Source organism: Lichenihabitans sp. PAMC28606, from assembly GCF_020616535.1.
GTDB classification, from domain to species: domain Bacteria; phylum Pseudomonadota; class Alphaproteobacteria; order Rhizobiales; family Beijerinckiaceae; genus Lichenihabitans; species Lichenihabitans psoromatis.
This window is the reverse complement of the sequence record NZ_CP085136.1, coordinates 3,374,171-3,393,698: the sequence shown is the minus strand read 5'-3', so window position 1 is coordinate 3,393,698 and position 19,528 is coordinate 3,374,171. Positions and strand designations below refer to the sequence as shown.

The 19,528-nt window shown below is 64.0% G+C and carries 18 protein-coding genes; 16 read left to right on the top strand and 2 right to left on the bottom strand.

Features of this window, described 5'->3' with window-relative positions; genetic code table 11:
• Nucleotides 1-55 precede the first annotated feature (55 nt).
• The 15 genes from LGH83_RS15960 to LGH83_RS15890 all read left to right on the top strand — a co-directional run bounded on the left by LGH83_RS15960 (nucleotide 56) and on the right by LGH83_RS15890 (nucleotide 17,052).
• Entirely contained in the window at nucleotides 56-1,285 is a 1,230-nt protein-coding gene (locus LGH83_RS15960) for an MHYT domain-containing protein (RefSeq protein ID WP_227399507.1), read from the top strand.
• 180 nt (nucleotides 1,286-1,465) lie between these two features.
• Complete coding sequence (locus tag LGH83_RS15955; protein ID WP_227401883.1) at nucleotides 1,466-2,332, top strand: FAD binding domain-containing protein; 867 nt, start codon at nucleotides 1,466-1,468, stop codon at nucleotides 2,330-2,332.
• A gap of 14 nt (nucleotides 2,333-2,346) precedes the next feature.
• Nucleotides 2,347-2,847 (top strand): (2Fe-2S)-binding protein, encoded by a 501-nt coding sequence (locus LGH83_RS15950; RefSeq protein ID WP_131114348.1) that lies wholly within the window; start codon nucleotides 2,347-2,349, stop codon nucleotides 2,845-2,847.
• Nucleotides 2,844-5,264 (top strand): aerobic carbon-monoxide dehydrogenase large subunit, encoded by a 2,421-nt coding sequence (locus LGH83_RS15945; protein ID WP_227399506.1) that lies wholly within the window; start codon nucleotides 2,844-2,846, stop codon nucleotides 5,262-5,264. Before LGH83_RS15950 ends, LGH83_RS15945 begins: the two co-directional genes overlap by 4 nt.
• A 54-nt stretch (nucleotides 5,265-5,318) precedes the next feature.
• Complete coding sequence (locus LGH83_RS15940) at nucleotides 5,319-6,212, top strand: AAA family ATPase (RefSeq protein WP_227399505.1); 894 nt, start codon at nucleotides 5,319-5,321, stop codon at nucleotides 6,210-6,212.
• Nucleotides 6,213-6,215: 3 nt separating this feature from the next.
• Nucleotides 6,216-7,415: a vWA domain-containing protein gene (locus LGH83_RS15935; protein WP_227399504.1), complete on the top strand. Its 1,200-nt coding sequence runs from the start codon at nucleotides 6,216-6,218 to the stop codon at nucleotides 7,413-7,415.
• Between the two features lie 2 nt (nucleotides 7,416-7,417).
• A complete protein-coding gene (locus tag LGH83_RS15930; protein WP_227399503.1) occupies nucleotides 7,418-8,236 on the top strand; it encodes an XdhC family protein in 819 nt (272 codons plus the stop codon).
• 30 nt (nucleotides 8,237-8,266) lie between these two features.
• Nucleotides 8,267-8,917 carry an SRPBCC family protein gene (locus tag LGH83_RS15925; protein WP_227399502.1) on the top strand — a complete coding sequence of 217 codons (651 nt, stop codon included), beginning with the start codon at nucleotides 8,267-8,269 and terminating at the stop codon, nucleotides 8,915-8,917.
• A gap of 236 nt (nucleotides 8,918-9,153) precedes the next feature.
• Entirely contained in the window at nucleotides 9,154-10,305 is a 1,152-nt protein-coding gene (locus LGH83_RS15920; RefSeq protein WP_227399501.1) for a transporter substrate-binding protein, read from the top strand.
• Nucleotides 10,302-10,886: an ANTAR domain-containing response regulator gene (locus LGH83_RS15915; RefSeq protein ID WP_227399500.1), complete on the top strand. Its 585-nt coding sequence runs from the start codon at nucleotides 10,302-10,304 to the stop codon at nucleotides 10,884-10,886. The genes LGH83_RS15920 and LGH83_RS15915 overlap by 4 nt, the downstream gene beginning before the upstream one ends.
• Entirely contained in the window at nucleotides 10,883-11,734 is an 852-nt protein-coding gene (locus LGH83_RS15910; protein ID WP_227399499.1) for an ABC transporter permease, read from the top strand. The genes LGH83_RS15915 and LGH83_RS15910 overlap by 4 nt, the downstream gene beginning before the upstream one ends.
• A complete protein-coding gene (locus LGH83_RS15905; protein ID WP_227399498.1) occupies nucleotides 11,734-12,654 on the top strand; it encodes an ABC transporter permease in 921 nt (306 codons plus the stop codon). Before LGH83_RS15910 ends, LGH83_RS15905 begins: the two co-directional genes overlap by 1 nt.
• A 23-nt stretch (nucleotides 12,655-12,677) precedes the next feature.
• A complete protein-coding gene (locus tag LGH83_RS15900) occupies nucleotides 12,678-14,303 on the top strand; it encodes an ABC transporter substrate-binding protein (protein WP_227399497.1) in 1,626 nt (541 codons plus the stop codon).
• A gap of 110 nt (nucleotides 14,304-14,413) precedes the next feature.
• A complete protein-coding gene (locus LGH83_RS15895) occupies nucleotides 14,414-15,358 on the top strand; it encodes an acetamidase/formamidase family protein (protein ID WP_227399496.1) in 945 nt (314 codons plus the stop codon).
• Nucleotides 15,359-15,360: 2 nt separating this feature from the next.
• The gene (locus tag LGH83_RS15890; protein WP_227401882.1) at nucleotides 15,361-17,052 is read left to right on the top strand and encodes an ABC transporter ATP-binding protein; all 1,692 of its coding nucleotides are present in this window, start codon (nucleotides 15,361-15,363) and stop codon (nucleotides 17,050-17,052) included.
• Between the two features lie 8 nt (nucleotides 17,053-17,060).
• On the opposite strand, the gene LGH83_RS15885 is transcribed toward LGH83_RS15890, so the two are convergent.
• Nucleotides 17,061-18,302, bottom strand: coding sequence for a M24 family metallopeptidase (locus LGH83_RS15885; protein ID WP_227399495.1), 1,242 nt, complete (start codon nucleotides 18,300-18,302; stop codon nucleotides 17,061-17,063).
• A 78-nt stretch (nucleotides 18,303-18,380) separates the two neighbouring features.
• A complete protein-coding gene (locus tag LGH83_RS15880) occupies nucleotides 18,381-18,548 on the bottom strand; it encodes a hypothetical protein (RefSeq protein WP_227399494.1) in 168 nt (55 codons plus the stop codon).
• Nucleotides 18,549-18,621: 73 nt separating this feature from the next.
• Between LGH83_RS15880 and LGH83_RS15875 the strand changes: the two genes are divergently transcribed.
• On the top strand, nucleotides 18,622-19,512 hold the full coding sequence (locus LGH83_RS15875) for an HD domain-containing protein (protein WP_319799560.1): 891 nt from the start codon (nucleotides 18,622-18,624) through the stop codon (nucleotides 19,510-19,512).
• Nucleotides 19,513-19,528 lie beyond the last annotated feature (16 nt).

Here is a 19,528-nt window from a genome sequence, read left to right as displayed (position 1 = left end):
GCCCGATGATGCGGGCAATCCCGAATGGGAATGCCACCAACAGGGAGGGTTCGGCGTGGATGTCGCGATCGCCTATAATCCGCTCCTCGTCCTGCTCTCGATCGCGATCGCGGTTCAGGCGAGTTATGTCGGACTGAGGCTGACGATCCAGGTCGCGGACGCAAAGGGTCTGCACAGACGTCTCTTGCTCGTCGGCGCGTCATTGTCACTCGCGATGGGCATTTGGGGCATGCATTTCGTCGGCATGCTCGCCATCGCGCTTCCGGTCGGCACCACCTATCAGGTGCTTCCGACGCTCATGTCTTTTCTGCTTTGTGTTCTCGTGGTCGGTTTCGCGATCGTTGGCGCGAGTCTCTGGCCAACGTCCTTTCGCACCTTGGCCTGCACGGCATCGGTGATGGGCGTCGGGATCGCGACGATGCACTACATCGGCATGATGGCGCTGCACGACAGCTTGCATATGGTGCATGATCACATGTTTGTCGCCGCGAGCCTCTTGGCCGCCGTGTTGGCGTCGGCGGCCGCGCTGTGGCTCGCCACGATGGCGTGGCGCAGGCCGTCGCTGATCGTCTGCGCGATCGTACTCGGGCTGGCCATTTCCAGCATGCACTACATCGCGATGGCCGGCACCACGATCCATCAGATGGGCCATATCGACAATCCGGGAGAGCCGAGCCTGTCATCGGGTCTCATGGCGATCGTGGTCGCTGTGGTGGCCTTCATCGTATCGGCCGGCTTCTTTCTCACGCTGGTTCCCGAACCGAGGGCCTTTGCGGTTCCGCCCAAAGCGGAGATGCACCCGCGTGCCGCCACAGCCCTGCCGGAAGCGACGGCGCAGGCCGACGCGACACCTCCTCCGTCGCAATCTCTCCCGCCTGCTGAACCGGAGCACGACCCCGATGCCGTGCCGGACCTTGGACCAAAGCAGATTCCCGTCGAGCGCGACGGCGCGCGGATCATGTTGCCACCGCATGATGTCTATGCGGTGCGCGCCAACGCGCATTATTGCTCGATTTATAACGGTCGCGAGGAGCTGTTCTGCTCACTGTCGATCAGCGACGTCGAGGCGTGCCTCGGCGGCACCCCTTTTGTACGGGTGCACCGCAGCCACATCGTCAATCTCGATCGGGTCGTCGCGGTCCGCAAGATTGCGGATGGTGGCTTTGCCGATTTATCCGGTCACCCCAAGCTTTCGATCCCGATCAGCCGCACCAAGATCAACGCGATCCGCGACTGCGTCACCAGCCGCCATCCCTCGGCAGCCGTCGCGCGCACGACGCTTTAGTAACTGAAATTGCTCGATAAACTACGCTGAATGGCTGCCGCATTTGGTGCGGATCGGCACGCGTTTCGTGCAAAAACCGTGCGACTCATGCCTTTGCGCTTGCTCCTCGGCATGCCCTCCACGACCCTGGTGTCAATGGCGGAAACAGCCAGCGTCGAGGAAACACGCGGAGGGGAATATATGATTCCCGGTCCTTTTGAATATCACCGCCCTCAGTCCATCAGCGAGGCGGTCGCGCTTCTCGCCAGTCTCGGCGATGACGCTTATCCCCTGGCTGGGGGCCACAGCATCATTCCCCTGATGAAGACCCGCCTGGCCGTGCCGGATCATCTCGTCGATCTCGGCGGGCTCGCGGATCTCAAATTCATTCGCCGCGAAATGGATCACGTCGTCGTCGGGGCCATGACGACGCAGCAGGATCTGATCGTCTCGGCCATGCTGAAAGATCTCATCCCGCTCGTCGGCGAGGCAGCCGCCACGATCGCCGATCCACAAATTCGTGCGATGGGAACACTGGGCGGCAACGTCGCCAACGGCGACCCAGGCAACGACATGCCGGCCCTCATGCAATGTCTCGGTGCCGATTACCTGCTGACCGGCCCCGACGGCGATCGCAGCGTCGCGGCTCGCGACTTCTATCACGATGCTTATGACACGGCGCGTTTGCCCGGCGAGATCGTCACGGCCATCCGGATTCCGATCCCACCAGCCGGCCATGGCTCCGCCTATGAGAAGCTCAAGCGCAAGGTCGGCGACTATGCGACGGCGGCAGCCGCCGTGGTGCTGACCCTCGAGGGTGGTGTCTGCAAGACCTGCTCGATCGGCCTCACCAATGTGGCCAGCACACCGCTTTGGGCTTTGGATGCGGCCACCGCTCTGATCGGCACGACGCTCGACAAAGCGGCGCTCGAGAAGGCGATCGAGGCCGCCGAGGCCATTACCAGCCCGGCGCATGATAGCCGAGGTCCCGTCGAATATCGAACCAAGATGGCCGGCGTCATGGTCCGGCGTGCCGTCGAGCGGGCCCACGCCCGCGCAGCGGCCTGAGCGGAGAGCGCGCCATGCCCAAGACACACGTGACGATGACGATCAACCGGCAGGACATCGAGGCGCTGGTCGAGCCGCGGACGCTGCTGATCCACTTCCTCCGCGAGAGCCAGCTGCTGACCGGCGCGCATATCGGCTGCGACACCAGCCATTGCGGCGCCTGCACGGTCGAGATGAATGGCCTCTCGGTGAAATCCTGTACGGTTTTTGCCGTGCAGGCGAATGGCGCCGAGATCACGACCATCGAGGGGATGGCCGGACAGGACGGCTCGCTGCACGTTCTGCAAGATGCCTTTCGCGAGATGCACGGGCTGCAATGCGGCTTCTGCACGCCCGGCATGATCATGCGGGCGCATCGCCTTCTGCAGGAAAACCCGGACCCGACCGAAGAGGAAATCCGGTGGGGGATCTCGGGCAATCTCTGCCGCTGCACGGGCTATCAGAACATCGTCAAGGCCATCCAATATGCCGCCGCCAAGATCAACGGCGTTAGCTTTCAAGAGGCCGCCGAATGAACGACATGACCCCCACACAGGCCGAGCGCGCCGAGAAACTCCAGGGGATGGGGTGCCGGCGCAAACGCGTCGAAGACGTTCGCTTCACGCAGGGCAGAGGCAGCTACGTCGACGATCTCAAACTGCCCCACATGGTCTTTGGCGATTTCGTCCGTTCGCCGCACGCGCATGCCCGTATCGTCAAGATCGATGCGAGCAAAGCGCTCGCGATGAAGGGCGTGCGCGCCGTGCTGACGGCCGCAGACCTGAAGCCGCTGAAGCTGCATTACATGCCGACGCTGGCGGGCGACGTCGCGGCCGTGCTGGCCGACGAAAAGGTGCTGTTCCAGAACCAGGAAGTCGCCTTCGTGGTGGCCGACGACCGCTACATCGCGGCGGATGCTGTCAACCTCGTCGAGGTTGAATATGAGGCTCTCCCGGTCCTGGTCGATCCGTTCAAGGCCATGGCGCCGGATGCGCCGGTCCTGCGCGAAGACATCATGCATAATCTCGTCGGCGCACACGGCGCTCGCAAGCACGTCAACCACGTCTTCAATTGGCAGATGGGCGACCAGGCCGCGACCGACGCCGTGTTCCAGCAAGCCGACGTGACCATCAAGGAGATGATTTCCTATCATCGCACCCACCCCTCGCCGTTGGAGACATGCCAGTGCGTCGCCTCGATGGACAAGATCAAGGGTGAATTGTCGCTGTGGGGCACGTTCCAAGCCCCCCACGTCGTCCGCACGGTCGTGTCGCTGTTGTCCGGCATCCCGGAGCACAAGGTGCATGTCATCGCGCCCGACATCGGCGGCGGCTTCGGCAATAAGGTCGGGGTCTATCCCGGCTATGTTTGCGCCATCGTGGCCTCGATCGTGCTCGGTATTCCGGTCAAGTGGGTCGAGGACCGGATGGAAAACCTGTCCTCGACATCCTTCGCCCGCGACTACCATATGACGACCGAGATCGCGGCCGCGCGAGACGGCAAGGTGCTGGCCTTGCGGGTTCACGTCCTGGCCGATCATGGCGCGTTCGATGCCTGCGCCGATCCGACAAAGTGGCCTGCGGGCTTCATGAACATCGTGACGGGATCCTACGATTTTCCAGTGGCCCATCTTGAAGTCGACGGGGTCTACACCAACAAGGCGCCAGGTGGCGTCGCCTATCGCTGCTCATTCCGTGTGACGGAAGCCGCCTATTGCATCGAGCGGGCCATGGATTGCCTCGCCCAGAAGCTCGCCATGGACCCGGCCGACCTTCGGCTGCGAAATTTCATCCAGCCCGAGCAGTTTCCCTACAATTCGGCGCTCGGTTGGGAATATGACAGCGGCAACTATCCCTTCGCCATGCAGAAGGCGATGGACGCGATCGACTATCGTGGACTAAGGGCCGAGCAGAAAGCCAAACAGGCCGCCTTCCAGCGCGGCGAGACGCGCGAACTGATGGGCATCGGCATCTCGTTCTTCACCGAGATCGTCGGCGCCGGCCCCTCGCGAAACTGCGACATTCTCGGGGTCGGCATGTTCGATTCCGCCGAGATCCGCATCCATCCGACCGGCAGCATCATTGCGCGCATGGGAACCAAGAGCCAGGGCCAGGGGCACGAGACGACCTATGCTCAGGTGATCGCCTCCGAACTCGGTATTCCGGCCGACGACATCATGATCGAGGAAGGCAACACCGATACGGCACCCTATGGGCTCGGGTCCTACGGGTCGCGCTCGACGCCGGTCGCCGGCGCCGCCACGGCACTCGCGGCCCGCAAGATCAAGGCGAAGGCGCAGATGATCGCGGCCCATCTGCTCGAAGTCTCCGATTACGACGTCGAGTGGAACATCGACCGTTTCGAAGTCAAGGGACTGCCCGAAAAATTCAAGACCATGAAAGAGATCGCCTGGGCTGCGTATAATAACGTGCCGGCCGGTATGGAGCCAGGGCTGGAGGCGGTGAACTACTACGATCCGCCAAACATGACCTATCCGTTCGGAGCTTACTTCTGTGTCATGGACATCGATGTCGACACTGGGGTCGCCAAGACGCGGCGCTTCTATGCGCTCGACGATTGCGGCACACGCATCAACCCGATGATCATCGAGGGGCAGGTGCATGGCGGGCTGACCGAAGCCTTCGCGATCGCGATGGGGCAGGAACTCAGCTACGATGAAACCGGCAACATCACCAACGCGTCGTTCATGGATTTCTTCATCCCAACGGCGGTCGAGACCCCGAAATGGGAGACCGACTTCACGGTCACGCCCTCGCCTCATCATCCGATCGGCGCGAAGGGCGTGGGCGAGAGCCCCAACGTCGGGGGCGTGCCGGCCTTCTCCAACGCGGTCAACGATGCTTATGCGTTCCTGAACGCAGGGCACATCCAGATGCCGCATGACAATTGGCGCCTGTGGACCGTCGGGGAACGGCTCGGCCTCCATGCGTGACGCCGCGGCGGAGGAGGCGCCTCCGCCGCACATATTCTCGCGAGCGATAGTCGAGTGACCTCCGTGCAAACCGCAACCGCCCCACGCGACCTAATCGCCGATCAATTGGCGCGACACGGCTATATTCCGGATCAGGATCTCGCCACGGCCTTGTGGCTAATGGACATGCTGAAGCGGCCGCTTTTGCTTGAAGGCGAAGCGGGCGTCGGCAAGACGGAAATCGGACGGGCCCTCGCGAGCCTGCACGACACCAAGCTGATCCGGCTGCAATGCTACGAGGGTCTCGACCAAAACGCAGCGCTCTATGAATGGAATTACCAGCGCCAGTTGCTCGCCATCAAGGCACGCGAAGGGGCCGAGGCCGACGGCGTCGAAGATCTGATTTTTTCGGAGCGCTATCTGCTCGAACGTCCCCTTCTGGCGGCGATCCGGCAGGTCAAGCCACCGGTCCTGCTGATCGACGAGATCGACCGGGCCGACGAGGAATTCGAGGCGTTCCTGCTGGAATTGCTCTCCGATTTCCAGGTTTCGATCCCGGAACTCGGCACGATCACGGCCACCTCAATTCCGCGCGTGGTGCTGACCTCGAACGGGACGCGCGAACTGTCCGATGCTTTGCGACGCCGGTGCCTCTATCACTATGTCGACTTTCCGGACGTCGACCGCGAGGCCCGCATTCTCGCGGCACGCCTGCCGGGGATCGATGCCAGGCTGGCGCAGCAGATCGCCAGTCTAGTCAATTCGATCCGCAAAGAGGATCTGAGGAAGGCGCCGGGCGTGGCAGAGACGCTCGACTGGGCTGCCGCTCTGATGGGCGTCGGCATCGCGCGACTGCAGGACGATCCCGCCTTCGTGCATGAGAGCATGATGTGCCTCCTCAAAACGGCCGAGGACAAGAGCCGCGTGACGCGCGAGGTCACGGACCGGCTGCTTGGCAAGGTGGCCTGAGCGATGGTGACCGCACAAAGGTTGGCAAGCGACGACCCCGGCCCCGCGATCCGCCATCGGCTGGCGGGCTTCGCGACCCTGTTGCGAAAGAACGGCTTCGCGATCGGCTTGGCGGAAACGCGGGACGCGCTACAGCTTCTTAGCATGGCTGCGGGGCAGGCATCATCCAGCGCGCGATCATCGCTTCGATCTCTCTTTTGCGGGAGGCGATCGGACTGGGATCGGTTCGACGAGCTGTTCGCGGCCCATTGGATGCAGCGGGGCCTGAAGAATGTGGTTCGTCCCCGACACGTTCCAAAGGCCGCGCCGGCGCTCTTCGGCCCGGAGGCGGAGCATGACGCGCCAGGCAACCAAGCCGGCCCCGCCGATCGGATCGAGCGCCTGCCCGACGATGACGGCGCCGAAACGATCGAGACCCGCTTACCGAAGCGCGATCAAGCATCCGCCGCCGAGGCGCTGGGCAAGAAAGACTTTCGCCACATCGTGGATGCCGACGAGTTGGCCGCGACCCATGCGCTGGCCGGACGTCTCGCGCGATCGATGCGAGCGCGCATCACTCGACGCTACAGGAGCAAGGCGCGGGGCAAGCGTCTCGATCTGCGGCGCACGATCCACCGCAGCATTGGCACGGGAGGGACACCGGTCCGGCTGATCCATCGCCGCCGCAAGCCGAAGCCCCTGCGGCTGGTGATCCTGCTCGATGTGTCGGGATCCATGTCGGTCTATGCCCCCGTTTTTGTGCGTTTCATGCATGGCGTACTGGGAGCGTTCCGGGAAGCCGAGACTTTCCTGTTTCACACCCGACTGATGCATGTGACGCCCGCACTGCGCGAAAAGGATGCCGGACGGGCGGTGGAGCGCCTGTCCCTGCTGGCGACGGGGGTCGGCGGCGGAACCGAGATCGGCGCCAGTCTCGCGGCATTCAACCGCTTTCATGCCCGTCGCGTGATCCATTCGCGAACCGCCATCATGATCATTTCGGACGGTTACGATACCGGCGAACCCGTGCGGCTCGCGTCCGAGATGGCCGCGCTTCGGCGGCGCTGCCGGCGCATCGCTTGGCTGAATCCGATGATCGGCTGGTGTGACTATGCCCCCGATGCCCGCGGCATGAAGGCGGCGCTGCCCTTCGTCGATCTCTTCGCGCCGGCCCATAACCTCGACAGCCTCCTGGCCATCGAGCCTTTCCTGGCGAGCCTTTAACGATGGCAGAGGACATCCTCGACCTCGTCAGTGCCATGAAGGCAAGGGGTGCGACCTTCGCGCTCGCGACCGTGGTCAGAACCGTATCGGTGACGGCCGCCAAGGCGGGCGCCAAAGCCGTGATCGAGGCGGATGGGTCGATCTCGGGCGGCTGGATCGGGGGTGGTTGCGCGCGGGGCGCCGTGATCCGGGCGGCGCGCGCCGCCCTCCAGGATGGAACGCCGCGTTTGGTCAGCATCCAGCCCAAGGATTTGCTGGATCATCAGCACATCGGCGCGGGCGAGGTTCGCGACGGGATCGAATTTTCCAGGAACATGTGCCCGAGCCAAGGCACGATGGACATTTTCATCGAACCGATCCTGCCACGCCCGAGCCTCGTCATCGTCGGCAGTTCGCCTGTCGGTGTGGCACTGGCAAATCTGGCGCGCCAAATCGGCTACGCCACCACGGTCTGCGCCCCGGCGGCCGAGCATGCCGCCTTTTCGGCGGCAGACTATTGGAACGACGGCTTCGCCCTGCCCGACGCTGCTGACGGGGCCCGCTTCGTCGTCATCTGCACGCAGGGCAAGGGAGATGCGGCGGCTCTCGCGGCAGCGGTGCAGGCACCGCCGTCGGCCTATTTAGCGTTCGTCGGCTCACGCCGGAAAGCCGACGCGCTGCGGATCGAACTCGCCGAGAAGCATGGCCTGCCGGCTGACCGCCTCGCCGCCTTCAAGGCTCCGGCTGGGCTTGATCTCGGTGCCATCACGCCAGACGAGATCGCCTTGTCGATCCTGGCCGAAATCACAATCACCCGGCGCCGCGGCCAGCGCGACGCTTAAACCAACTCAGCCGACAAGGGAGAGCGGTTCATGGATATGACAGGCAGCCAACGCATCGAGGCGTCTCGCGACGTGGTCTATGCGGCCCTCAATGATGTCGACATTCTGCGCCAGTGTATTCCAGGCTGCCAGACCATCGAGAAAATGCCGGACGGAGCTTTGAAAGCCACCGTCAAGCTGAAGATCGGCCCCATGTCGGTTCAGTTCGCCGGCGCCGTCACCCTCTCCGACCTCGATCCGCCGAATGGCTATACGATCAGCGGTGAAGGGTCGGGCGGTATTGCGGGCTTCGCGAAAGGGCGCGCCGCCGTCCGGCTCGACCCGGACGTCGATGCCACGCTGCTGCACTATGACGTCAAAGCCGAAATCGGTGGCAAGCTGGCGCAACTCGGGTCGCGACTGATCGACGGGACGGCCAAGAAGCTGGCCGCCGAATTTTTCGCCAAGCTCGGCGCGATCGTCGGCACCGAGACGACACCGGCTGCGCCAGCCGAGCCGGAACCGGAGCCGCAGAAAAAAGCCGGCTGGTTCAGCAAGGCCATCGGCACGGCTTCGGCTCTCGCAATTGCTGGGACTCTGCTGATACCAAGCTGCTGCCTGACGCACCACGCGATGCAGCAGCCCACGGCCTTCCCGATCTGTCACGCCGACGGCGGCATCGGGAGGACCATCGGCCTTTAGGGCCTTGCGGTGGGTCGTCGCAGCGCTCTCTCGCTGGGCATCATGGCCGAAAATTAGGCATTTTCGGTACCGATTGCCTGTTTCATCGCATTGACACATAAGCCGAGCGTGCAATGCTAGAGCACGAGAACGGCGCAGCCGGACTTCCTTCACATCGGCCTCATCGGCCTTGGGCAATCGCGCCCCATGACGTTATCCCTCAGGATCCGCGTCATGGGGCTTTTTTTTGGGTCGGCATGGACGTTCTCCGGCTTGGTCTTCTCTTTTCGACGGTGGGCGCCTATGGGGCGCTCAGCCGCGACTGCCGTGATGGGGCTGATCTCGCGGTCGCGCATCTGCGCGAGGACGGCGGCCTCCCGTTCGATCTCGTGCCGGTCTTCGGCGATCCGGCGGGCTCGGCGGATCGCTACGCCACCCTCGCAAGCGCAATGATGCGAAAAGGCTGTCGTCACATCGTCGGGACGATCACGTCGCAATCGCGCAAGGATGTCATTCCGGTCGTCGAGAAGCATGACGGACAACTCTGGTACGTCTGCCCCTACGAGGGGTTCGAAGCCAACGAGAATGTCATCTACACGGGCGCCTGTCCGAACCAGCATCTCGTCCCGCTGTTCGACTATCTGCTGCCTCGCTATGGCGCGCGGGTTTACTTGGCTGGCGCCAACTATGTCTGGGGCTGGGAAATGAACCGGCTTGCGCGCGAGATCGTCACGGAAGCGGGCGGCACCATCGTGGGCGAGCGCTGCCTCCCGATCGAGGAGACAGACGTCGGGCGATTGGTGGCCGATATCGAAGCTCGCCAACCCGATTTCATCCTGAGCAACCTGATCGGGCCTTCGAGCCAAGCGTTCCTGCGGGCGATGCACGACTTGGCCGCGCGTGATCCGCGCTTTGCGGCGCATCTGTGCCCGATCGTGAGTTGCGACCTGACCGAGTGTGAATTAGGCGACATCGGGATCGGCGTCGCCGACGGGCATCTCGCCGCCGCTTCGTATTTTCACAACGTCGACACAGCGGAAAACCGTGTCTTCAAGGCTCGTGTCGCGGCCCGTTATGGCGACGAGCGGCGGATCTCGAGCTTCTTCGCCACGAGCTATGCAACTGTTCGACTTTGCGTCGAGGCGATTCTCCGAAGCGGGTCGGACGATCCGCGCGCAGTGCGCGAGGCGCTGCGCTCCGTGACCTTCGCCAGCGCGCTGGGACCGCTCACGATCGATCCCGCGACCAATCACGCGGCTCTGCCCTTTCTCCTCGGCCGGATCGCGGGCCGCGGCTTCGATATCTTCCAGACCCGCCCGAGCCTCGCAGCCGACCCCTATCTGGTCGCACGCCGCTCGACGCCGCAGCCCTCTCGCCATGGCAAGCCGACATTGCGGATCGTGTCATGAGCCCAACACCCAATTTCACCGGCCAGCGGGTCGTCATCCTGCACCGGCCTGGCGGCACGACCGAGCGCCTGATCCGCCAACTCGCGATGCTCGGCATGCGGGTTGACGTCCAATGGGCTCCGTTGAGCCAAGCCGCACCGGCGCCCGATCTTGTGATGGTCGATGCGGACGCGGGTTGGAGCGAACTGTTTCCTTGGGCGCCCGGCCAAAACCCGATGCCTATGATCGCATTGCTGAGTTCGGAAGCGCCGGGCCGGATCGCCTGGGCCATTGATCAGGGCGCCCGGGCCATGATCGCCAAGCCGGTGATCGCCTCAGCCATTTTCCCCGCGCTGGTGATGGCGACGCGCTTTCATGCCGAAGCGATCGACACCGCGGCCAAGGTTGCGGACCTGCATGAGCGCATCCGCCTGCGTCCGCTGGTGTTGGCGGCCGTTCAATCGATCATGTCGATGCAAGGCTGCGACGAGGCGGCGGCCTACCGGTGCCTTCGCCAGGACGCGATGCGAAGCCGGCTGACGCTTGAACATGTCGCGGCCGCGATCCTCGCCGGCGGACGCTCACGCTCGGAGGCGTCATGAAACGCGTCCTCGTCGAACTGGTGCGTCGACCCGCCTCGCTGGTCGCCACCCTGGTGATCCTCTTCGTGGTGCTGACCGCCATCGCGGCGCCCTGGATCGCGCCCTTCTCGCCCGACGACCAACCCTTCGACGGCTTGTCGATCGATGGCGCTCCTCTGCCGCCGGGCGCGCATTACTGGCTCGGCACCGACACACTGGGCCGCGATCTCCTTTCGAGGCTGCTGTTCGGCGCCCGTACCTCGTTGGTGATCGGCCTCGTGGCCAACGGGGTGGCGGTCGCGATCGGCATGATGGTCGGGATCGTCGCGGGCTATCGCGGCGGTGTCGTCGGCGGCATCCTGATGCGCTTCACCGACCTGATGATGGCGTTTCCGGCGCTCCTGCTCGCCATCGTGCTGGCGGCTCTACTTCGGCCGAGCCTGTGGATCGTCGCATTGGTGATTGCACTCGTGAACTGGGTTCAGGTCGCGCGCGTGGTCTACACGGAAACACGCGGGCTTGCCGAACGCGACTTCATCCTGGCCGAACGGTCGCTCGGGGCCGGATCGGCACGCATTCTGTTTCGGCATATCGCGCCCCATCTGATGCCGACCGCGATCGTCTACGGCACGCTCGGCATCGCCACCACGGTGCTGCTGGAGGCGACCCTCAGCTTCCTCGGCGTCGGCGTACAGCCGCCGCAGCCCTCGTGGGGCAATATCATTTTCGAAAGCCAGAGCTACTTCCAGAGCGCACCCTGGCTCGTCTTCATTCCGGGCGCCATCATCCTGGCGACGGCGCTCTCGTTCAACCTCGTCGGCGATGCCTTGCGCGATCTCCTCGATCCGACGCAGCGGGGACGCGGCTGATGGCTCTGCTCCTGGCGCAACGGATGATGCAGGCGGTCGCGATCCTGTTCGGGGTCGCGCTCGTCACGTTTCTGTTGCTGCATTTTCTGCCGGCTGATCCGGCGGCCCTGATCGCTGGACGCAGCGCCAGCGCGCAGATGATCGCCAATGTCCGCCACCAACTGGGGCTGGATCTGCCGATCGTTCAGCAATTCTGGCATTATCTGAAGGGGTTGCTGCGCGGCGACCTCGGGCGCTCTTACATCCAGCGCAGTGAGGTCGCGACCCTCATCGCCTCCCGCATCCCCGCCACGCTGGTCTTGATGGTCACGGGCATCCTGGTCGAGGTCTCGCTCGGTTTGCTGTTCGGGACCCTCGCGGCGCTGAAACGCAACGGGATTGCGGATCGCCTTGTGATGACGCTCGCGTTCGTCGGCGTGTCGTCCCCGCAATTCGTGGTGGCGCTGCTGCTGCTTTACGTCTTCGCCGCCACCCTCGGCTGGTTCCCGATGAGCGGCTACGGCACGCCGGCCCATGTGGTGCTTCCGGCCCTCACGCTCGGCCTGCTTGGCGCCGGTTGGTATGCCCGCATGGTGCGATCCGCCATGATCGACGTGCTGAACCAGGATTATGTGCGAACCGCGCGGGCCAAGGGACTGTCGCAGTCTCGCGTGATCCTACGCCACGCTTTGCCCAACGCCTTGTTGCCGGTCGTCGCCATGATCGGCATCGACATTGGCCAGTTCATGGGCGGTGTCGTGGTGGTCGAAGCCGTTTACGGCTGGCCGGGCATCGGCCAGCTCGCATGGCAAGCCGTGCAGCAGGTCGATGTCCCCATCATCATGGGCGTCACCCTCGTCTCGTCCCTCGCCATCGTGATCGGCAATCTTCTCGCCGACTCTCTGGCTCCCGTGCTCGATCCGCGCATTCGCGGCCGATAGTTCTCAACCCCCTGGAGATGTCGATGACAATGACCTGGTTGAAGACCACCACCGCCGCGCTGGCGCTGACGACGGCGATGGCGGTGCTGCCTGCCAAGGCTGCGGACGTGCCGGTGCAAGGCGGCACCATCATCGTGACCTACAAAGACGACATGGCCACGCTCGACCCGGCCATCGGCTACGATTGGCAGAATTGGTCGATGATCAACGGGCTGTTTTCGCGTCTCGTCGACTATAAATTCGGCACCACCGAGATCGTGCCCTCGCTCGCCGAAAGCTTCACCATCTCGCCGGACGGTCTTGTCTATACGTTCAAGCTGAACCCCAAGGCCAAGTTCACCAACGGCCGCAAGGTCGTGGCCGCCGACATCAAATATTCGATCGAGCGGGCCGTGAACCCCAAGACACAGGGTCCGGGCGGCGGCTTTTATCATTCGATCGTCGGCGCCGATAAGATGACCGATGGATCTGCGACGACGATCTCGGGCATCGAGACGCCGGATGATGCAACGGTCAAGTTCACCCTGGCGCAGGCCGACGCGACCTTCCTGAACGTGCTCGCGCTCAACTTCTCGTCCGCCGTGCCGAAAGAAGTGGTGGAGCAGGACGGCGCCGATTTCGGCAAGAAGCCGGTGGGATCGGGTGCATTCTTGCTGAAGGAATGGGTCTCGGGCCAGCGGCTCGTCTTTGCCCGGAATATGGACTACTTCCGTGAGCGGCCCAATCTCGATGGCTTCACGGTCGAGATCGGCCAAGAGCCCCTGGTCGCCATCCTGCGCTTGCAGAAGGGCGAAGTGGATATTGCAGGCGATGGTATCCCGCCTGCAAAATACCTCGAGATGAAGAAGTCCCCCGATGCCGCCGACATGATCGTCGATCGCGCGCAGTTCGAGACGAGCTACATCACGATCAACACCACGAAGAAGCCGTTCGACGATGTGCGTGTTCGCCAGGCGCTGAACATGGCGATCAACAAGGACCGCATCATCCGCATCATCAATGGCCGCGCGACGCCGGCCTCCCAAGTGCTGCCGCCACTGATGCCGGGCTACGACGAGGCCTACAAGGGATACCCGTTCGATATCGTCAAGGCCAAGCAATTGCTGGCCGAGGCCGGACTGAAGGACGGCTTCTCGACCGAACTCTGGGCCATGAACACCGACCCGAATCCGCGCATCGCGCAGGCGATCCAGCAGGATCTCGCCGCCATCGGGATCAAGGCCGAAATCAAGGCCTTGGCGCAGCCGCAGGTCATCGCGGCCGGCGGCAACAAGGACCAATCCGCGTTGACCTGGTCGGGCGGCATGGGGTGGATCGCTGACTTCCCCGACGCTTCCGATTTCTATGGGCCGATCCTCGGCTGCGGCGGCGCGGTCACCGGCGGGTGGAACTGGTCCTGGTATTGCGACAAGACGTTCGAGGATCGTGCGACGAAGGCGGATGCCATGTCGGACCCCAAGCAGCGGGATGAGCGGAGCAAGGTCTGGGCGCAGATCTTCACCGACATTCAGACGCAGGCCGCTCCATGGGTGCCGGTGTTCAACGAGCGTCGCGTCGTGGCAAAGTCCAAGCGCATGGGCGGACCCGACGAGATCTACATCGATCCGACGCGCGTGATCGACTACGAAGCGATCTACGCCAAAAACTAGCGGCCGCCGACGTCGGCTTCCCTCGATCCGGCGTTCCTTCCCCCGCCCCGACGACCGGGCGGCGGGAAGGACCGCAGTCGTCCGTCCCTCTTCGACAAGGACACGCGCCGATGTGCGTTGCGTGCAATTATACGATCCATCGTGACCGCCATAATTTCGGCTGGAGCCGCGACATCGAACCGGTTCTCGTCTGTCAGCCCGGAGAGACGATCCACTTCGAATGTCTCGACGCCGCGAACGGGCATTTCAGTCGCGACTCCAAGGCAGCCGACGTTCAGACGCTCGATTTCAGCAAGGTCAATCCGGTGACCGGGCCAGTCTATGTGGAGGGAGCAGCGCCGGGCGACGCCCTGAAGATCACGTTCCGCAAGTTCATTCCCTCGGGGCTGGGCTGGACCGCAAACATCCCCGGCTTCGGCCTTCTGGCCGACCAATTCCCTGACCCGGCCTTGCATATGTGGTCCTACGATCCCGCCACGCTCGCGCCGGCTGCGTTCGGGCCGAAGGGGCGCGTGCCTCTGAAACCCTTCGCGGGCGAGATCGGCGTTGCGCCGGCCGAGCCCGGCCTCCACTCGGTCGTGCCGCCCCGTCGCGTCGGCGGCAACCTCGACATCCGGGATCTTGCGGCCGGAACAACGCTCTACCTTCCTGTCGAGGTCGAGGGAGCGTTGTTCTCGATCGGCGACACCCATGCGGCCCAGGGCGACGGCGAAGTCTGCGGCACCGCCATCGAAAGCCAGATGGATGTTGAACTCACGCTCGACCTCGTGAAAGGCGCCAACCTGAAGAGCCCGCGATTCACCACGGACGGCCCCGTGACGCGCCATCTCGACGGCGCTGGCTACGAGGCCACCACGGGCATCGGCCCGGACCTGATGACGGCGGCACGCGAGAGCGTGATGCGGATGATCGACCTGCTGGCGGCCGACCATGGTCTCGCTCCCATCGACGCCTATCTTCTGCTCTCGGTCTGCGGCGACCTCCGCATCTCCGAGATCGTCGACATGCCGAACTGGGTCGTCTCCTTCTACTTTCCGCGCATCGTCTTTTCGTGACCATGCCCTCAGCGCCGCCGCCGATCCTCTCCGTGACGGGCCTGTCGATCGACGCACGCACCCCACAAGGGCTTCGCCCGGTTCTGGACGACGTGAGCTTCAGCCTCGCGGCCGGGGAAACGCTGTGCCTCGCTGGCGAATCCGGCTCTGGCAAATCCCTGACGGCGCTGTCGATCATGGGCCTGCTATCGCCGTCGCTTCGCCAACGCGCCGGCTCCATCGTGCTCGCAGGCCGCGAACTCACGACGCTATCCGAGCGCGCGATGCGGCAGATCCGCGGCGGCGATGTCGCGATGATCTTTCAAGAACCGATGACGTCGCTCAACCCCGTCATGACGATCGGGGCGCAATTGAGCGAGGCGATCCGAACCCACGCGGCCGGCGATGAGACGAGCGTCGCGGCCCGTGCCCGCGCGATGCTCGACGCCGTTCACATCACCGATCCGGGGCGGCGGCTCACACAATTTCCGCATGAACTCTCAGGCGGCATGCGTCAGCGGGTCATGATCGCCATGGCGCTCTCCTGTCGCCCGAAAGTGCTGATCGCGGACGAGCCCACCACGGCGCTCGACGTGACGGTTCAGGCTCAGATCTTGACGCTGATGCGGGACCTGAAGGCCGAATTCGGCACCGCCATCGTTTTGATCACGCATGATATGGGGGTCGTGGCCGAAATGGCCGATCGCGTGGCGCTGCTGAAGAACGGACGGATGGTCGAGGACGGCACCGTTCACGACATTTTCGAACGTCCCCGTCACGACTACACCAAAAGCCTGCTGGCCGCCGTTCTGCGCCTCGGCAGCCGGGCCGGACAGGAGGGGCCCCCGCGTATCACCCACGCAGCACCGACGACGCTCGGCGCGGAGCCTGTGCTGTTCGTCCGCGACCTCACGGTGTCGTATGGCGGACGCGCGGGCTGGTTCGGGAAAGCCGCTCCGGTCGCGCCCGCCGTCAAGGCGGCCAGCTTTTCGGTTCGACCGGGGCAGACGCTGGGTCTCGTGGGCGAGAGCGGATCAGGCAAATCGACGACCGGCAAAGCTGTGCTCGGGCTCATCCCCTTCACCGGGGAGGTGGTGGTCGACGGCAAGGGGATTGCGGGTTTGTCGTCGCGCGACATGAAGCCTGTCCGCCGCAAGGCGCAGATGATCTTTCAGGACCCCTATGCCTCGCTCGATCCACGCATGTCGATCGGCGACGCCATCGCGGAGCCGCTGGTCATCCACGACCTTGGGACTGCGCGCGAGAGGCGCGACCACGTCGCGGCCCTCCTGAAACGCGTCCACCTCTCGCCCGATCACGCGACCCGCTTTCCACACGAATTCTCCGGCGGCCAGCGGCAGCGCATCTGCATCGCCCGCGCCCTTGCCTTGAAGCCAAACATCATCGTGGCCGATGAAAGCGTCTCGGCGCTCGACGTTTCGGTTCGGGGCCATGTGCTCGACCTGATGCTCGAATTGCAGGAGGAGTTAGGCCTCGCCTATCTCTTCATCTCCCATGATATGGCAGTCGTAGAGCGGATGAGCCACCAGGTGGCCGTGATGCGCTACGGCGAGATCGTGGAGCAAGGCGACCGGCGCGCGGTGTTCGAAAACCCGCACCACCCCTATACACAGGCCTTGCTTGACGCCGTTCCGCAGCCCACCCCTCGCTCGCGCGCAACGGTGGCGACACCGCCGGTCGCTCAGCGAGCCTAACCGGGCGTTCACGGCCCCAGGATGGCGAGATGGCGCGGCAAGGTGTTCATCGATCGAGAGCCATTCGCCGTGACGATCAGTTGATCCTCGAGATTGAACGCACCGATGCCGGTGACGTAGATCGGGATTTCAAATGCCAGAACCATATCGGGCTCGATCGGCACGTCGCAATCCGCCGCGATGAAGGGCCACTGCTCGGAAAAGAACGAGTGGCCGAGCCCGTGGCCGAAATGCCCGCGGCTGAAACCGACCAGACCGGCCTCTTCGAGGGCCTGCGTGGCGGCTTGATGCACCGTCGATAACAGAACACCAGGCTTGATGGTGGCCATACCGGCCGCGAAAGCGGCCTCGAGGGACAGATGGAGCTCAGTCTGATCGCTCGTTGCCTCGCCGAACACGTAGTTCCGTGACGTGTCGGACGAATAATTTGCGACGACGCAGCCGACGTCCGCCTTGATGATCGCGCCCCGCTCGACAGTGCCGCCCGGCCCCCACGGCTCGCGGCCAACCGCGATATAGTCCCAAGAGGGTGGCGCCGGTATCGCGCGCCGCCCGGCCTCGGCTTCGATGCCATGTCGGAAGAGAGCGTGGAGATCGGCGGCCGTATGGCCGGCCGTTATCCCGCCCGCCAACGAGATCAACCCAGCTTCGGCGAGTTCGACAGCCAGCGTCAGCCGTTCGATTTCGATCGCGGTCTTGACCATCCGGATGCGATCGAGAACCGGCGATCCATTACCGATCCGGGCGGTCGGCAAGGCATTCTGGAGCGCAGCCGCATCGCTTGCCGCAATGTAATCGAGATCGAAGCCGAGCCGTGCGCCGAACAGGCCGCGAGCTGCCAGAACCTCGGCCAAGGCCTGCAGGGCCAGACCAAGGTCGAAAGTCGCAGGCCGCGCGAAGCCAATCGGACGACCGGCCCGACGCCATGATTGAGCGATGCGATCTTGAATTGTTCCGTCTCCGCTCGCTCCGGTAAGGTCCGCATGTTCCATCCAGAGCGGATGCGACCGAACATCCGGAATCGCAGAGCGCGCGGCTGCGACGTAGAGGTCGCCGATGACGGCCCCGACCGACAAAGCGGGATCGGCGGGCAGCACCGCAAATCCCGCGCCGGCCCGACGAAACAAAGCCGGCACGCCCTGCGCCACACCGGTCACGTAAGCAAACCCCTCCGGTTCGGCGATCACGAGCGCATCGAAGCCCGCGCTGGCGATGAGGGTCGAGGCGCGCCTGCGATCGACGAGCGACATGGTCGGGACATCTCCAGAGGCGGTGTCGAAGCGCAAGACACACGCGACGCGCGGATGTCAGGGGTCATCGGCCAAACTCTACGGCTCGCGCGCGACATCGGCCAGAGGGACGCGCGCCGACGTCGATCCGCGCTTGTCGGGTTCATGACCCTGCTGGGAACCGCAAATCACGGCCGACGTGCGCTGCTTCTGCGCCAGCGCGGATTCGACGCACCCCAAGGTCTCGCCTTCTTCCACCCGGCTCATAGTTATCTCGATCCGACCAAGGTCGAGGGGAGCCTAAGTTAAGTTGCGGCTGGCGATAGGCGAGGACGTGTGAGTGCTTTTTAGTGGAATGACAGCTTTGGTCGAGTTGAACGACCTGAAGCGGATTGTGTCGGCTCATCGCGTAGGCTCGATCGCGACGCGGTTGTTTGAAGATGCTTGGGCGGGGCTCGAGTCCGGTCTTTCGCCGTCCGAGGTCACGTGGTGGATCACGGGGCGTGCATTGGCTGCGACGAGATTGGGCGATCTCGATCGAGTCGTCATCACCAAGGCTGGCGTGTCGTCCGCTGCAGCAAATGATATTCTTAAAACGGCGATCGACGAGGTTGTCCCCCCATTTGCAGATCATCTGCGGCAGCCTCTCCACGACAGTGCAGGCTTAGAGGTGTCGCTCGGCGCGTCGCGTCGCCTTTCCTTTGTCCAGCAACTCGCCCGGCAGCCGCGAGCCGGCATTACATGCCCCGGCAAGCCGCGCATCATCCTTGAGCCACCCGAAAATCATGCAGAACATTGCCTGATGGTCGCGGTTTATGGCGTGTTGCTGGCTCCGGTCTACGAGGCCGATCCGACACGCGTCTTCGTCGCTGGCCTGTCGCACCACCTCCACAATGCCGGTATGCCGGATTCCGGCTTCACCGGCGAAATGTTGCTCGGCCGCCATCTCGAGTCGCTCGTCGCGCATTACACGCAGGCGGCCCTCGGGCAACTGGTGTCGCCCTTGCGCGAGCAGGTCGACGACGCGCGCAAAATCCTGCCAAATGCCGACACGCCAGACGGCCGCGCATTTCATGCCGCCGATGTGTTGGACCGGGTGATCCAGACCACGCAATATACGCGTGCGGCCGCACTCACGCCGCAACAGATGCTCGGCGAGATGGAGCTGGTCCACGAGGGGCCGGTCAAGGCGTTCCAGGATGATGTGCTCCGCCAAGCGGGGCTTCTGTGACCGGCCCGCTTCGATC

What these genes read in the sequence shown, in the direction of transcription:
- LGH83_RS15955 (WP_227401883.1), top strand. Translation starts at nt 1,466, where the DNA reads ATGATTCCCGGTCCTTTTGAATATCACCGCCCTCAGTCCATCAGCGAG.
- LGH83_RS15950 (WP_131114348.1), top strand. Translation starts at nt 2,347, where the DNA reads ATGCCCAAGACACACGTGACGATGACGATCAACCGGCAGGACATCGAG.
- LGH83_RS15945 (WP_227399506.1), top strand. Translation starts at nt 2,844, where the DNA reads ATGAACGACATGACCCCCACACAGGCCGAGCGCGCCGAGAAACTCCAG.
- LGH83_RS15935 (WP_227399504.1), top strand. Translation starts at nt 6,216, where the DNA reads ATGGTGACCGCACAAAGGTTGGCAAGCGACGACCCCGGCCCCGCGATC.
- LGH83_RS15930 (WP_227399503.1), top strand. Translation starts at nt 7,418, where the DNA reads ATGGCAGAGGACATCCTCGACCTCGTCAGTGCCATGAAGGCAAGGGGT.
- LGH83_RS15925 (WP_227399502.1), top strand. Translation starts at nt 8,267, where the DNA reads ATGGATATGACAGGCAGCCAACGCATCGAGGCGTCTCGCGACGTGGTC.
- LGH83_RS15920 (WP_227399501.1), top strand. Translation starts at nt 9,154, where the DNA reads ATGGACGTTCTCCGGCTTGGTCTTCTCTTTTCGACGGTGGGCGCCTAT.
- LGH83_RS15915 (WP_227399500.1), top strand. Translation starts at nt 10,302, where the DNA reads ATGAGCCCAACACCCAATTTCACCGGCCAGCGGGTCGTCATCCTGCAC.
- LGH83_RS15910 (WP_227399499.1), top strand. Translation starts at nt 10,883, where the DNA reads ATGAAACGCGTCCTCGTCGAACTGGTGCGTCGACCCGCCTCGCTGGTC.
- LGH83_RS15905 (WP_227399498.1), top strand. Translation starts at nt 11,734, where the DNA reads ATGGCTCTGCTCCTGGCGCAACGGATGATGCAGGCGGTCGCGATCCTG.
- LGH83_RS15900 (WP_227399497.1), top strand. Translation starts at nt 12,678, where the DNA reads ATGACAATGACCTGGTTGAAGACCACCACCGCCGCGCTGGCGCTGACG.
- LGH83_RS15895 (WP_227399496.1), top strand. Translation starts at nt 14,414, where the DNA reads ATGTGCGTTGCGTGCAATTATACGATCCATCGTGACCGCCATAATTTC.
- LGH83_RS15890 (WP_227401882.1), top strand. Translation starts at nt 15,361, where the DNA reads ATGCCCTCAGCGCCGCCGCCGATCCTCTCCGTGACGGGCCTGTCGATC.
- LGH83_RS15885 (WP_227399495.1), bottom strand. Translation starts at nt 18,302, where the DNA reads ATGTCGCTCGTCGATCGCAGGCGCGCCTCGACCCTCATCGCCAGCGCG.
- LGH83_RS15880 (WP_227399494.1), bottom strand. Translation starts at nt 18,548, where the DNA reads ATGAGCCGGGTGGAAGAAGGCGAGACCTTGGGGTGCGTCGAATCCGCG.